The organism is Sorangium sp. So ce362 (assembly GCF_051519845.1).
In the GTDB taxonomy this organism is placed as follows: domain Bacteria; phylum Myxococcota_A; class Polyangia; order Polyangiales; family Polyangiaceae; genus Sorangium.
Window position 1 is genome coordinate 35,569 of the sequence record NZ_CP150332.1, and the last position, 13,662, is coordinate 49,230.

Here is a 13,662-nt window from a genome sequence, read left to right on the forward strand (position 1 = left end):
GCCGTGCCGTGACGTTTGCCGTGGGAGCTAGTACCCTGCGGGACGGCGCGCGTGTGAACCTTCCGCCACAGCGCGCCGTGGCGGCCTATGCACGCCGGCGTGCTTCGCGGCCATGGTGACGACAATTCAGCGAGATGGTCGATGGCATCCCGGTTGCTAACTTCCCTGCACCGAAGAGGAGTCGCCCGATGCGCCGTTGCTTGACCCATGCCCTTGTTGCGGTGGCGATGACCGCGCCGATGAGCGCGCTCGCCCAGGAGAACAACAACTGTCCTCCTGGCGCGTGGTTCTGTGAGGACGTGGAGCCGCCCGGCGATCCCGCCGCGGGGCCGCCTTCCGCCGCCCCTGCCGAGGCCCTCCCGGCCGAGGCGCTGCCCCCCCCATCGCCGGCCCCACCCCCGCCGCCGGGCAGGCGCGCGACCCGTCCGGCTCCGCCGATCGTCGTCTACCAGACCTCGCCGCCGGGCCAGCCGCCGCAGGTCATCGTCGTGACGCCCGGGTCCGCTCCTCCGCCGCGTGTGATCGTGCGCCGCGTGGCCCCGCCGGCTCCGCCTCCGCCGCCGAAGCTGCGCTGGCGGCGCCAGTGGGGCGTCAACTTCCGCATGCAGGGCCTCATGATGAGCCGCGAGCACGGCGGCGCGGAGGACGCCGGCATGGGCGGCGTCGGCATCAGCCTGCGTTACCGGCCGGTCCCCGCGTTCGCGCTCGACCTCGGCGCCGACATCCTCGCGGGCAACGACTACCACGGCTACCAGCGGACCGAGGTGCCGCTCTCGCTGAGCGGGATGCTGTTCGTCAACCCGCGCAGCCGCACGCAGTTCTACTTCACGGGCGGCCTGAACATGTCGCACGCCGACGTCGAGCGACCCCTGAGCGAGGCGGCGGCCGGCGGCGAGGCGTACGTCTCGACCACCGAGTACGACTACTTCGGCGTGCAGGGCGGCATCGGTCTCGAGTTCCGGCTCTCCCCCCGCCTCGCGCTGAACATCGACGCGCTCGGCTTCGTGCGCAGCCGCACGGACGACGGTGTCGTTCCCGAGTTCAGGGATCCCGTGACCGGGCGAACGACGGATACGTCGGGCGGTGGGCTCTTCCGCGGTGGGCTCAGCGTCTACTGGTGAGCGTCTCGTCCTAGCCTCCTGTCCGCCCTGACCGTGCAGGGCTCGCGTCGGCCTCGATCTCCTCGGGGCTGCCTCCTCCGCGGTCCGGGCTGCTCCCACGCGGTATAACGCCGCATCGTGCCCCAGGCCTCGACCCTACGCGCCCGTCACAGCCGCGCTCCGTTGCTCCTCTCCGTCGCCGGCGGTGCGACGTTCGCCCTCACGGCCCCGCCGACGGATCTCTATCCTGCCGTCATCGCTGGCCTCGCCCTGCTGGCGGCCGCCGTCCACGACGCCCCGACGGTCTGGCGCGCATTCGGGCGCGGCGCCGCCTGGGGAACGGCGGCGGGCATCGTGGGCCTGCGCTTCGTGCCGGAGGTCATCCAGCGCTTCACGCCGCTCGGCTCGGCGGCCTCGTACCTCGCGCTGGTCCTGCTCGCCGCCGCCCAGTCGCTCGTCTGGGCGGTCTGCGGAGGCATCACGAGCGTGCTCCTCCGGCGCCTGCGCGCACCGCTCGAGCTCGCCTTCGCGGCCGGCGTGTTCGCCGCCGTGGGCCTCCCGACGGTCTTCGGGTGGACGCCGGCGGGCCTCATGAGCCCATGGCCGGCGCTCGTGCAGCTCGCCGATCTCATCGGCGAGCGCGGCGTCTCGGTCCTGTTCGCCGTGGGGGCAGCTCTGCTGGCCCGTGCGGGGCTCGCGGCCTTCGGGGTGGCGCCGGGCGGGCGTCCGCTCGCGCGCGCGCCTGCGCCGGAGCCGCGGTCCGCCCGCCGTCGGCTGCCGCGCGCGATCCTCTACCCGGCGCTCTCGAGCGCCGCGCTCTTCGGGCTGCTCGCGGCGCACGGCGCGCTGCGGATGGCCGCGGTGGAGCGCGCCAGCGCGGGCCTGCCGACGGCGCGGGTCGCGCTCGTCAACCAGGCCGTGGGGCCTCACGAGCGCTGGCAGGCGAAGAACCACCGGCGGATCCTGCGGACCCTGCACGAGCTCACCCGGAAAGCCGAGGCCGGCGGCGCCGAGCTCACCCTCTGGCCCGAGGCGGCATATCCCTACCCCCTCCCGCACAGCGCCCGGCAGGCGCCGCGCGGCGGTCGAGCGATCCTCGGGCCGGGCGTCCGCGGTCCGGTCCTCGCCGGGCTCATCACCCATGCGCCGCCCGTGACGGCCGCCGACGGCGTGGAGGAACGGAACAGCTACAACTCTGCCACCCTCGTGCTCCCTGACGGGACCATGCAGCCGACGCAGGACAAGCTGCAGCTGCTCTGGTTCGGCGAGACGGTCCCGGGCGGCGCCTACCTGCCCTGGCTGCGGCGCATCTTCCAGAAGAGCGGCGGGCTCGTCCCGGGCGCGGAGCCGCGCGCGCTCACGCTTCCCCGAGAGCAGGGGCCCGCGCTCCGGATCGGGGTGCTCAACTGTTACGAGGACACACTCACCGGGGTGGCGCGGCGGATCACCGGGACGCTCACCCCGAACCTCCTCGTCAACATCACGAACGACGCTTGGTTCACCGGGAGCGCCGAGCCCGAGCTGCACGCGCGGCTCGCGGTCATGCGCGCCGTCGAGCTGCGCCGCGATCTCGTGCGCGCCGTGAACCTGGGCGTCGTGTCATGGATCGACGCCCGCGGCGTGGTGCGCAGCCGCGAGGAGAGCGCTGCGCCGGGGGTGACCTTCGCGACCCCGGCGGTCAGGGACACGCCCCTGACGCTCTACACCCGCCTGGGCGACGTCCCGCTGGCGTCGCTGCTCGCCCTCGCGATCGTCGTGTGCGCGCTCAGGGCGCGACGCTCCACGACGAAGGCGTCGCGCGAAGCTCGGGGCCTGGGCGCGGAAGCGCGCCCGCTCGCAGGAGCACCGGAGCTCGCGCCGCCGGATGCGGCCACGCAAGCTGCGGTTACCGACGTGCCGCTCAGCCGTCCTTGAGCGCCTTCACGGGCGCCGCGCGGAGCTTGCGGCTCGCCGGCTTGCCTTTGATGGTCATCGGCTGCTTGGTGAACGGATTGATGCCTTCCCGGTCCTGCGTGGCCGGGATCTCCTTCGCCTTGATCTTCACGAGGCCCGGGACCGTGACCTCACCCGGCCCCTCCGGACCGAGCTCTTTCTTTACCAGCTCGCCGAGCGCATCGAGCACGCTGGCCACGGACTTCTTGTCGAGGTTGGTGGCCTCGGCAAGACCAACGATCATCTGCGCCTTGGTCAGCTTGTTCGAACCGGGCATGTTTCCTCCAAGTCGAAAGGGGGCGTCCGTTTAACAAGCGAGGTTTCGTATCGCAAGCGATAAGTCATTGTGCCCCCGTCTTATTCGGCCTCGCGACGCCGCTGCGGGGCCGGATTCCAGTGGAACTGCTGCCCCGCAACGCCGCGGCGGCCTCGAGCTCCCGGGTCAAGGCCGTCATCTCCCGCTCCTCCGCGTCGGTCTTGTGGTCGTAGCCGAGCAGGTGGAGCAGGCCGTGCCCGAGCAGCATCGTGATCTCGTCGAGCAGCGGACGGTCTCGCTCGGCGGCCTGCCGGGTGGCCGTGTCGATCGAGACGATCACGTCGCCGAGCAGGCCGTGCCACACCGACGGATCCACAGGGCCTCGCCGGCCGCGCCGGCGTGACGTGGCTCCGTTCTGGTCGATCATGGGGAACGCGAGCACGTCGGTCGGCTTGTCCTTGCGCCGGTAATTGCGGTTCAGCTCGTGGATGGCCTCATCGTTCACCAGCGCAACGGAGAGCTCCACGCCCTGCAGCGCGAGGTGGGCGAGCATCTTGCTCGCGCGCCGGCGTACGACCGCCGCCGACACCCCCTGGAACGGCCCGCCCTGCGTCGTGATGGACACGACCGCGGGGGCCGCTGGGCGGCTCCCGCGTCGCTTCGTTCCCGCGCTCCCCTTGTCCTTCTCGGCCACGGGATCCGCTATACCAGCTCAGGGATCTTCTTCGCATCCGCCAAGAACTGCGCGAGCCCGACGTCGGTCAGCGGGTGCCTGGTCAGCTGCTTGATGACCTTGAGCGGCAACGTCGCGGCGTGCGAGCCGATCATGGCGGCCTGCACGAAATGGACGGGGTGCCGCACGCTCGCGGTGAGCACCTGCGTCGGGAAGCCGTAGTTCCTGTAGATGGTCACGACCTGAAGGACGAGGTCCATCCCGTCGCCCGCGGCGTCGTCGACCCGCCCCACGAACGGCGAGATGTACGTGGCCCCGGCCTTGGCCGCGAGCAGCGCCTGGGCGGCCGAGAAGCAGAGGGTGACGTTCGTCCTGACGCCCTCGGCGGCGAAGATCCGGACGGCCTTGAGCCCGTCATCGATGAGCGGGACCTTGACCACCACGTTCGGGTGAATCCTGGCGAGCTCGCGACCCTCGCGGAGGATCGCGTCCTTCTCGACCGCCACCACCTCGGCCGAGACCGGGCCGTCGACCACCTCGCAGATCTCGGCGATCACCTGCCTCGTCGGCCTGCCGCCCTTGGCGAGGAGCGACGGGTTCGTGGTCACGCCGTCGATGACCCCCATCGACTGTGCTTCCTTGATTTCCGCGATATCCCCTGAGTCGATGAACACCTTCATGGTCCTGCCTCCCGAGCCGATGAATCGGCCCTCCGGCAGTGTTCATGCTGGGATCAGACGCAGGAGCAAGGGCCCGGCGGGGGCCCTTGCTGCCACGTCGCGGTTCTCGGGCGAGCGGCGCCGGCTCAGGCCGTCGCCTCGTCCTCGACGCCGTGGCACGTGTTGAACGGCTTGCCGCTGCCGCAAGGGCACTCCTGCTCCTGCATGACGGCGGGCTGCGGCCGCGCCGGCGCGGGGTTCGCGCCGATCGGGAGGGACTCGTCGTGCTGCGCGACCGCGTCGAGCAGCGCCGCCGCGTGGCGCTGGCGATCCACCGCCTCGATCTGCGCCTCTTCCTGCTCGGCGCGCCGGACGTTCACGCTGAAGAGCTTCGTGACCACGTTCGAGGAGACGCGGGCCACCATGTTGACGAACATGTTGTAGCCCTCCTTCTTGTACTCCTGCTTCGGGTCCTTCTGCCCATAGCCGCGCAGGCCGATGCCGTCGCGGAGGTGGTCCATGTCGGTCAGGTGATCGACCCAGGCCTTGTCGAGCTCCTCCAGGTAGAGATGCCGGAAGATGCGCAGCGACAGCTCGATCCCGATCTCCTCCTCGCGCTTCTCGTAGGCCTTCTCGGCGCGCTCGTAGAGCTCGCGCGCCAGCGTCTCCTGATCGCCGATGTGCGAGACCTCGTCCGGCAGGTCGACGCCGAAATGCTCTCGGAAACCCTGGAAGATGCCGCCCCAGTCCCACTCCTCGGGCGGCTTGCGCGATGGGCACGACTCCTCGACCATCGCGCCGATGATCCGATCCATCAGATCGAGCAGGCGCTCCCGCTGCTCCGTGAGCGCCTGGGGCACGAGCGCGGCGCTCTCGTCGTAGATCTCGAGGACCTTGTCGGCGCGCGACTCGAGCTCGACCTTCACGCCCCAGCGCGTGTAGATCTCGCGCTGCAGGTTCTCGAGCTCGACGAACCGCTCCGTCTCCTCGAAGTCCTTTCGCACGATCTCACGGCGGTTGCCGTCCGCGTCGAGCGGCATCACCGGATCGTTCGCGAACATGCCAAGCAGGTAGCCGACGTCCGGCCGGACCAGCTCCACGATCGACGCGAGCGGCTTGATGGCCCGCTTCTCGCCGGTCGGCTTCCCCTCCTCGTCGAGGATCTCGGGATAGTAGCGGCCGACGAGCAGCGACTGGCGCATGTCGTAGATCGTCTTGCGCTGCGCGCTCATCACGTCGTCGTACTCGAGCAGGTTTTTGCGGATGTCGAAGTTGCGCTCCTCGACCTTCTTCTGCGCGTTCTCGACGCTCTTCGTCACCCAGGGGTGCTCGATGGGCTCGTCGTCGGGCATGCCCATCCGCTCCATCAGGTTCTTCACCCGATCCCCGGCGAAGATGCGCATGAGATCGTCCTCGAGGGACAGGTAGAACTTCGACGTTCCGGGATCGCCCTGGCGGCCGGCGCGGCCGCGCAGCTGGTTGTCGATGCGGCGCGACTCGTGCCGCTCGGTGCCCAGGATGTACAGCCCGCCGAGCTCGCGGATCTCGTTGCCCTCCGCGGTGCACTCCTTCCTGATCTCCTCGATCAGCTCCTCGAACGCCTCGGGCTCCGCCTCGGGCTGGCGGTTCTGCTCCTTGAACTTGAGCTTCGCGAGCATCTCCGCGTTGCCGCCCAGGATGATGTCCGTCCCGCGCCCCGCCATGTTGGTCGACACCGTGATGGCCCCTTTGCGGCCCGCCTGCGCGACCACGTAGGCCTCGTTCTCGTGGTGCTTCGCGTTCAGCACGTTGTGCTTCACGCCCCGCTTCGTCAGGATCCGGCTGATCGCGGTGCTCTTCTCGACGCTCGTCGTGCCCACCAGGATCGGCTGGCCAAGCTCGTGCTTCTCGAGGATCTCGTTGATGACCGCCGTGAACTTCTCCTTCTCGGTCTTGTAGACGAGATCCTCGTAGTCGACGCGGACCACCGGCTTGTTCGTGGGGATGATGACGCAGTCGAGCTTGTACGTGCTGTGGAACTCCGCCGCTTCCGTGTCCGCGGTGCCGGTCATCCCGGAGAGCTTCTTGTACAGCCGGAAGAGGTTCTGGAAGGTGATCGTCGCCATCGTCCGGCTCTCCTCCTGGATCCGGACGTTCTCCTTCGCCTCGACGGCCTGGTGCAGGCCGTCCGACCACCGGCGACCCGCGAGGACGCGGCCGGTGAACTCATCGATGATGAGCACCTTGCCGTCGCGTACCATGTAGTTGACGTCGCGCTTGTAGAGCGTGTGCGCGCGCAGGCACTGGTTCAGGATGTGCAGCGTCTCGAGGTTCACCGGGTCATAGAGGTTCGTGCCCTTGAGCACCGTGAGCGCCGTGAGCAGCCGCTCCGCCGTCTCCACGCCCTCGTCGGTCAGCGTCACCGAGTGGCCCTTCTCGTCGACGGCGTAGTGCTCCTCGTTCCGGAGCTGGGGGATGACCTCGTTGATCGAGCGGTACTTGTCGCTCGAGCGCTCCCCCTGGCCGCTGATGATGAGCGGAGTCCGCGCCTCGTCGATGAGAATGGAGTCGACCTCGTCGACGATCGCGTAGTGCAGCGGGCGCTGCGCGTACTCGAGCGCCGAGAACTTCATGTTGTCGCGCAGGTAATCGAAGCCGAACTCGTTGTTCTGGCCGTACGTGATGTCACAGCGGTACGCGTCGCGCTTCTCCGCGTCGCCCTGCTGATTGACGACCACGCCCGTCGACAGGCCGAGGAAGCCATAGAGCTTGCCCATCCACTCGGCGTCGCGCCGCGCCAGGTAATCGTTCACCGTGACGACGTGGACGCCCTTGCCCTCGAGGGCGTTCAGATAGCAGGGGAGCGTCGCGACCAGCGTCTTGCCCTCGCCGGTGCGCATCTCGGCGATGCTGCCGTTGTGGAGCACCATCCCGCCGATGAGCTGCACGTCGTAATGGCGCATCTTGAGCGCGCGCTTCGACGCCTCGCGGCAGACCGCGAACGCCGGGACCAGGATGTCGTCCAGGGTCGCCCCGTTGGAGAGCTTCTCCTTGAACTCCGCCGTCTTCGCCCGAAGCTCGGCATCCGAGAGCTTCTGCAGCTCCGGCTCCATCCTGCCGATCGCCTCGGCGCGGGGTCGCAAGCGGCGGATGGCACGCTCGTGCGAGGTGCCGAAAATCTTCTTCATCGCCCAAGTGAACATCTTACGTGCCTTGGCTCCGCGGCGGTCAGGTGGGAGGAAAGGGTCCGGCCGAGGAACGCGAACGTAGTCGCGCCGCGGGCGTCGCGCAATTCCTGGACCGCGCGCTCCGTCGACGACGCCGCCGAGGCGATCCGCCCGAGGCTCCGCCGCCCGGCCTCCGCCTCCTCCGCCGTCGGACACGCGCTCCGGCGCATGCTCGCTCCCGCACGCCCAGCGGGCGGCGTCCACGCACCCGGCCGACCACGCCCGCGCACCGGCGACCCCGCTCGGCCCGAGCCGCCCCGGCGAGCCGCCCCGGGAAACGACGGGGCGCGTCGCGCCGCAGGGAGGTCGACCCCTCCAGGATTTAAGCCGTGGTGCACGAGGGGGGACTCGAACCCCCAAGCCTCGCGGCGCCGGAACCTAAAACCGACCGGACGGACGCCAAGGGGGCCGATGCCCCGGTTTCGGCCGCGGATCTCGCGGGGCTGACCGCGCGATCAGTCCCGGCCGAGCATCCTTCCGCCCGTTCCGGCGACCCGTCCGCCCTTTCGCCAGAACCCGACGACGTAGGCGAGCCAACCGAACCGCCCACCTTTCGCTCGCCGCGCATGACGGGCGACCAGAGCCGGCACGAGCGGGCCCCGCTCGCCGTCGAGGTCGTCCCGCCGCCGCGGCTGGCGACGAGCACGCCCGGCGGCGCCGTCGCCCCGGGCGGTCGCCAGGCTGACCTGCTGGACCAGATCACGGGCGCGCTCCGGACGGCGGCCGCATGCGGAGACCTTGACACCGCCCGCGCGCTCCACGCCGCGCTCGCCCGCGCGCTCGGGGTGGCGCAGCCGCCAGAGGAGGCGAGCGGCGCGCGGGTCGTCCCGCTGCGAGGCCGGGGGAAGCGGGGAGCACGATGATGGCGCGAGGTCAAGCGGTAACCGTTGTGCTCGCGCTGCTGCTCGCCGCCGCGGTAGGCTGGCAAGAGAACGGCCGGCGAGGGCGGCAACCCTCCCGGCCGGCGACGCGAACGAGCGAGGTTCACGTGGGCGAGAAGGTATCGAAGCGGGGGGATGCGGGCAAGGACGAGACGTGCGCGGACATCGCCGCGCCGATGATGCCGCCGGCCGCGCGCGAAGTGGTGTTCGCGGACGCGTTGGCGTGGTTGCGAGCGATGCACGAGGGCCGCCCGGGCCCGTCGGGCCCCTTCTCGGGCGTAGCAGGCCGAGAGCTCGATGCGTGGTCGCCATTCGACGGCGATCCGAGCACGAGGGCGCTTGCTCGCGTCGACAGAGCCCTGTCACTCGCCCGCGCGACCAACGATCACTCGTTCATAGAGACGCTGGATCGATGCGCCCGTCTCTACCTGGAGAAGCATGGGGAGGACATCGCATCAGACCGAGCGGAAGCCGCGCGCGTGCTGCGCCATCTGGTTGCCTTCGCTACCAGTCACCCGCCGTTCGACAGGCCGGATAGCAGCGGTCGATGCGCGCTGGAGCTTGGGTTCATCATCGTTGCCTTCATCGTCGCGTCTCCGGACGAGTGGAGCAACGATCTGCGTTTGCGCGCGCTCAGCGAACCCGGGCGAGTTCTTGAAGACGTCAGAGACGCCCTAACAAGGCTGTTCGGCCGGACTCGTGGCTACGACGCGGAAGCCATCATTCGAGAAGCTCTGGTCGCAATGGGATATCCGGAGACGCAGGCTAAGAACTTCTTCGCGAAGGTCGACTGAGCGTAGGTAAGGCGCTGTGCAGCAACGTTAGTTGCACAGCTACAACTTTGGCGATTGTCAAGCGTTCGCTACCTTCGCGCGCAAAGGTATCGAACCGTGGACCGTGGGGCCACGCGGGGCCCATGGTTGGCTCATGGCAAGCGTGCAGGCTGACGTAAGCGGGCGCGCCGCAGAGGCGCAGGTGAGGAACATCGACAAGGCGACGCAGCGTCGACTCGCTGTCGCCGCGGACTGCGATCCCAGGACGGTCGTCAAAGTGTTCCGGGGCGAGCGGGTCAAGGGGATGTCCGGTGAGCGGGCGCGGAAGGCGCTCATCGAAGCCGGGTTGCTGGCGAAGGGCTGAAACCGCGCCTCTGAGAGCGCCGGGCAGACACCGGCGGCGAGGCTCAACAAGGATGCTGGCGGGCGCAGGGCGCCACGCTGTGAGGGGACGTGTATGCAGCGGATGAACGCGACGGCCGGGCCGAGCAAGGCCGGCGACATCAAGGCGAACGGGCCGCCCCGGGGCAAGGGCGGCAAGGACATCACGGCGCGCGTGCTGGCCACGCTCGCGAGCCCCAACGGGTCGGCCGCTGGGCTGCTCCCGATGCTGCTCCCTGCCCTGGTCACCCTCGTGCAGGCGGTCGTCCAGGAGATGCAGCAGGGCGACGCCGGCGAGGCCGATCCCGTGCTCGACGCGGAGGGCGCCGGCGAGCTCCTGGGCATCTCGAAGGAGGTCGCGATCCGGAAGGCGAGGGCCGGCGAGATCGCCGCGTCGAAGCTCGGCTCTCGTCTCGGCTGGCGCTTCCGGCGGTCGGATCTTCTCGCCTACCTCGAAGCGAAGCGCCGCCGGCCGGTGGCGCGCGCCGCGAACGACGCGGAAGGCCTGCCGACGGACGCCGCGGGCGTGCTGGCGGAGATGGGCCTGCCCGCCCCGCGGGGCCGTCGATGAGCCGCCCGAACAGGGCCGCGCGCCGGGCAGCAGATCGGGCGGCGAGGAAGGCCAGCGAGCCGCAGGGCAAGATGCGCACGGTCGACACGGCGAAGCTCTCCCCGGAGCTGCAACAGGGCTTCCGGGCGATCCAAGCGTACGTGGAGCGCGCCCCCTCGCTGCCCGATGACCTCGGCTCCTACGTGGCGATGTCGTTCGAGGCGACGGACATGCCCGGCGCGACGCGCGTCATGCTGTACCCGCGCGAGGTGGCGATCGTGTGCGCCCTCTTCGACGGCAAGGTGGAGCTCGCGATGGAGCTGGCCGAGCGGCCCACGACGGGGGAGCTGACGATCGTCGCAACCTCCGTGAGCGGCCGCTACGCGATCGGATCCGGCCAGATCTTCACCGCGGCGGGGGGACTGAGCATCTCGGCGCCGGGCGGCGTGGCATGAGCTCGCCGCCCTTCGACGGACCCATCGGCGGAGACGCACTCGACGGCGCCGAGCTCGCCCCGGACCGCACGCCCATGGTCGAGGTGTCGAGCAGAGATCGACCGGACACCGCCCGCGCTCGCCAGAAGCGCCCGCGCAGTCGGGAGCACAGCGACAGCGGCGCGCCCTCGGCTGGGTCGCCGCGCGTCGTGCCGCTCTCCCACGACACGCGCCCGGAGATCAGGCTTGGCCCCGAGCTCATGCAGATCGTGGATCGCGCGATCGTCGCCATGCGCAGCGACGCGGACGTCTACCAGCGAGAGGGCGTGCTCGTGCACGTCGTGCGCACGCGAACCGACCTCTCGGAAGACGGCACGTTCATCCCCGCGGGGACCCCGCAGATTCGGCCCGTGGCGCTCGCGACGCTGCGGGAGCGGCTCACGAGCGTTGCCCGCTGGATGCGCCTGGACAAGCGCTCCAACCTGTTCGTGCAGGTGATCCCGCCCGACGAGGTGGTGCAGGCCCTGCTGGCGCGCGGGGCATGGGCTGGCGTCCGGCCGTTGATCGGCATGATCGAAGCGCCCTCCCTTCGACCGGACGGGAGCCTGCTCGACGCGCCAGGGTACGATCCGACGACCGGCTACCTCTACGCCCCGAGCGCCGAGTTTCCGCCGGTGCCCCCCGAACCGACGCAGGACGACGCGCGGCGCGCTCTCGCTGAGCTGGAAGAGCTGTTCGAGGACTTCCCGCACAAGTCGAAGGACCATCGCGCGGCCGCCATCGCTGGCATCCTGACCTTGCTCGCGAGGCCGGCGATCCGGGGCAACATCCCCGCCTTGATCTGGGAATCGACAACGCCAGGCACCGGCAAGGGGCTCGGCGCGGACCTCGTTGGCGTCGTGGGCACGGGCCGGCCGACAGCGAAGCTCAACTTCCCCTCGGAGCCGGTGGAGCTAGACAAGGTCCTCGCCGGATGCGCCCTCGACGGCGCCGCGGTGATCAACTTCGACAACGTCCCAACGTCGCTGCCCTTCGGTGGCGGAACGCTCGATCGCTGCCTCACGAGCGGCGGCCGCGTGCAGATCCGCGTCCTCGGCAAGTCGGGGAACCCCACGCTCCCATGGGAAACCATGGTGATGGCGACGGGGAACAACATGTTCATCAAGGACGACCTCGCCCGCCGGTGCATCGTGTCGGCGCTCGAGAGCCACCTCGAGAACCCGGAAGAGCGCCAGGACTTCAGGCACCCCGACCTCCTCGCATGGGCGACAGCGGAGCGCCCTCGGCTCGTGTGCGCGGGGCTGATCATCCTGCGCGCCTTCATCGTCGCGGGCCGGCCGAAGATGGAGATCGGCACATGGGGATCCTTCGAACAATGGGCGGCGCTCATCCCCCCTGCGCTGGTGTTCGCGGGCGGTGGCAACCCGATGCGCACGCGGCCGACTGTCGAAAACCGAACGGACCCCGAGAAGGACGCCATGCGCATCATCCTTCGCGATTTGCCGCGGCTGGACGCGAGCGGCACAGGCATCACCGCAAAGACCATCATCGGCTGCCTTTACCCGATCGAGCGGATCAGAGGTCAAGACACGAGGCCCGACGCCTACGGCGACATGCGCGAGGCGATCGAGCAGCTCGTCCCCGCGAAACCGGGCGCGGCGCCAGATACCCGCGCTTTCGGTAGGATCCTCGCGAAGTTCAAGGGACGAGTGATCGGGGGCGTGCATCTACAGCCCAAGTCTGCGGACGGGGGGGTTATGAAGTGGCGCGTCGTGGAGGCTCGCGACGTCAAGATCGAGGCCGATGTCGAGCGCGAGGCGATCCAGGAGGAAGGCCAGCGCCGCGGGCCCAACGGCTGCGCGTTCGAGGGCTGCGACTGCACGCCGTGCGCGCCGTGCGGCGGCTGCCGAGCGACCATGAACGAGTGGGGCAAGAAGGCGCGCGGGACGCGCGAAGGCGGATGCAGGTGCGCCGGCCCCAAGGGCTGCGTGGAGTTCATCGCCTGCGACTGCAAGCCCTGCATCACGTGTACCCGCTGCACGAAGTACCCAGGCCCCGGAGGGGGGTGCGCATGCTGACCGGCGGCCCGGCGGAGATCCGTTGCGACGTGTGCGGCGCGGAGCTTGCGACCACGCAGGCGCGTGGATTCGTCCGCTGGTGGGAGCGCCGGCCGGCGGAGCTCCCGAGCGGCGCCGTCGTGGCGTTCGACGTGCTGTGCGCGGGCCCGTGCTCGGCACGACGCTCCGCGGAGCGCTGGCGAGAGCTCGGCGGGCCCGGCGCCGTCGTCGCGCTGCGGGACATGCCGCTCGACTGGATCGCGGGCCGGCGGGCGATCGTGCAGCTCGCGCGGCTCGTGCGCACCTACGACTGGACCGAGCGACACGCGCTCGAGCGGTGCCTCGACACGTTCGTCCAGGCTTCGCGGCTGCCGGACGGCGCCGGGCCGCCCTGACACCGCGCCGCCCTGCCGATCCTCGCCCTGGCCGTCGAGCCAGTCCTCGCCGCCCCCTCGCACAGCCCTCGCGTCCTCGCCGCTGGCGCCGTCGTGGCGTCCGGAGACGCGCGCGCACCCTGAGATGCGACCGGAAACCTGAATGATTTCGTGGTGACGATCGGCGTGCTTCGACGCGAGATCGAGCGGCGAAGGGGGGCGACCGAAGCAGGCGATTCCTGTTGACTCACGAGAAGAGCGGCGAATCAAGGGGGGCGTGAGAGGCGGATCAGATGGCGACCACCTCCGGGAGAATGGGTTCAATGGGTTGAATGGGTTCGTTCTATCCGCACGCGATGAAGTGTCATGTGACACTTCGGGGAGAG

Annotated in this window: 13 protein-coding genes; 9 read left to right on the forward strand and 4 right to left on the reverse strand. The window is 70.0% G+C overall.

The features are described 5' to 3' along the window. The first annotated feature begins 188 nt into the window (after positions 1-188). Positions 189-1,121, forward strand: coding sequence for a hypothetical protein (locus WMF17_RS00125; protein WP_437647300.1), 933 nt, complete (start codon positions 189-191; stop codon positions 1,119-1,121). Positions 1,122-1,283: 162 nt separating this feature from the next. Beyond that, the gene (lnt, locus tag WMF17_RS00130) at positions 1,284-3,014 is read left to right on the forward strand and encodes an apolipoprotein N-acyltransferase (RefSeq protein WP_437647302.1); all 1,731 of its coding nucleotides are present in this window, start codon (positions 1,284-1,286) and stop codon (positions 3,012-3,014) included. On the opposite strand, the gene WMF17_RS00135 is transcribed toward lnt, so the two are convergent. From WMF17_RS00135 to secA, 4 genes are all read right to left on the reverse strand, one after another. Further along, on the reverse strand, positions 3,001-3,309 hold the full coding sequence (locus WMF17_RS00135) for an HU family DNA-binding protein (RefSeq protein WP_104976744.1): 309 nt from the start codon (positions 3,307-3,309) through the stop codon (positions 3,001-3,003). The genes lnt and WMF17_RS00135 overlap by 14 nt on opposite strands. Positions 3,310-3,373: 64 nt before the next feature. Further along, positions 3,374-3,982: an rRNA maturation RNase YbeY gene (gene ybeY / locus WMF17_RS00140; RefSeq protein WP_437599944.1), complete on the reverse strand. Its 609-nt coding sequence runs from the start codon at positions 3,980-3,982 to the stop codon at positions 3,374-3,376. Between the two features lie 8 nt (positions 3,983-3,990). Then, entirely contained in the window at positions 3,991-4,641 is a 651-nt protein-coding gene (gene fsa / locus WMF17_RS00145; protein WP_437599945.1) for a fructose-6-phosphate aldolase, read from the reverse strand. Between the two features lie 125 nt (positions 4,642-4,766). Continuing rightward, positions 4,767-7,802 carry a preprotein translocase subunit SecA gene (gene secA / locus WMF17_RS00150; protein WP_437599946.1) on the reverse strand — a complete coding sequence of 1,012 codons (3,036 nt, stop codon included), beginning with the start codon at positions 7,800-7,802 and terminating at the stop codon, positions 4,767-4,769. Positions 7,803-8,392: 590 nt separating this feature from the next. On the opposite strand from secA, the gene WMF17_RS00155 reads away from it, so the two are divergent. The 7 genes from WMF17_RS00155 (at position 8,393) to WMF17_RS00185 (ending at position 13,297) form a co-directional block, all read left to right on the forward strand. Further along, positions 8,393-8,689 (forward strand): hypothetical protein, encoded by a 297-nt coding sequence (locus WMF17_RS00155; protein ID WP_437647304.1) that lies wholly within the window; start codon positions 8,393-8,395, stop codon positions 8,687-8,689. Continuing rightward, complete coding sequence (locus WMF17_RS00160; protein WP_437647306.1) at positions 8,686-9,501, forward strand: hypothetical protein; 816 nt, start codon at positions 8,686-8,688, stop codon at positions 9,499-9,501. The genes WMF17_RS00155 and WMF17_RS00160 overlap by 4 nt, the downstream gene beginning before the upstream one ends. 133 nt (positions 9,502-9,634) lie before the next feature. Next, positions 9,635-9,844: a hypothetical protein gene (locus tag WMF17_RS00165; RefSeq protein WP_437647308.1), complete on the forward strand. Its 210-nt coding sequence runs from the start codon at positions 9,635-9,637 to the stop codon at positions 9,842-9,844. A 93-nt stretch (positions 9,845-9,937) separates the two neighbouring features. After that, positions 9,938-10,432: a helix-turn-helix domain-containing protein gene (locus WMF17_RS00170; protein ID WP_437647310.1), complete on the forward strand. Its 495-nt coding sequence runs from the start codon at positions 9,938-9,940 to the stop codon at positions 10,430-10,432. Further along, the gene (locus WMF17_RS00175; RefSeq protein ID WP_437647311.1) at positions 10,429-10,866 is read left to right on the forward strand and encodes a hypothetical protein; all 438 of its coding nucleotides are present in this window, start codon (positions 10,429-10,431) and stop codon (positions 10,864-10,866) included. Before WMF17_RS00170 ends, WMF17_RS00175 begins: the two co-directional genes overlap by 4 nt. Continuing rightward, positions 10,863-12,923, forward strand: coding sequence for a hypothetical protein (locus tag WMF17_RS00180; RefSeq protein WP_437647313.1), 2,061 nt, complete (start codon positions 10,863-10,865; stop codon positions 12,921-12,923). Before WMF17_RS00175 ends, WMF17_RS00180 begins: the two co-directional genes overlap by 4 nt. After that, positions 12,917-13,297: a hypothetical protein gene (locus tag WMF17_RS00185; protein WP_437647315.1), complete on the forward strand. Its 381-nt coding sequence runs from the start codon at positions 12,917-12,919 to the stop codon at positions 13,295-13,297. The genes WMF17_RS00180 and WMF17_RS00185 overlap by 7 nt, the downstream gene beginning before the upstream one ends. Positions 13,298-13,662: the final 365 nt, after the last annotated feature.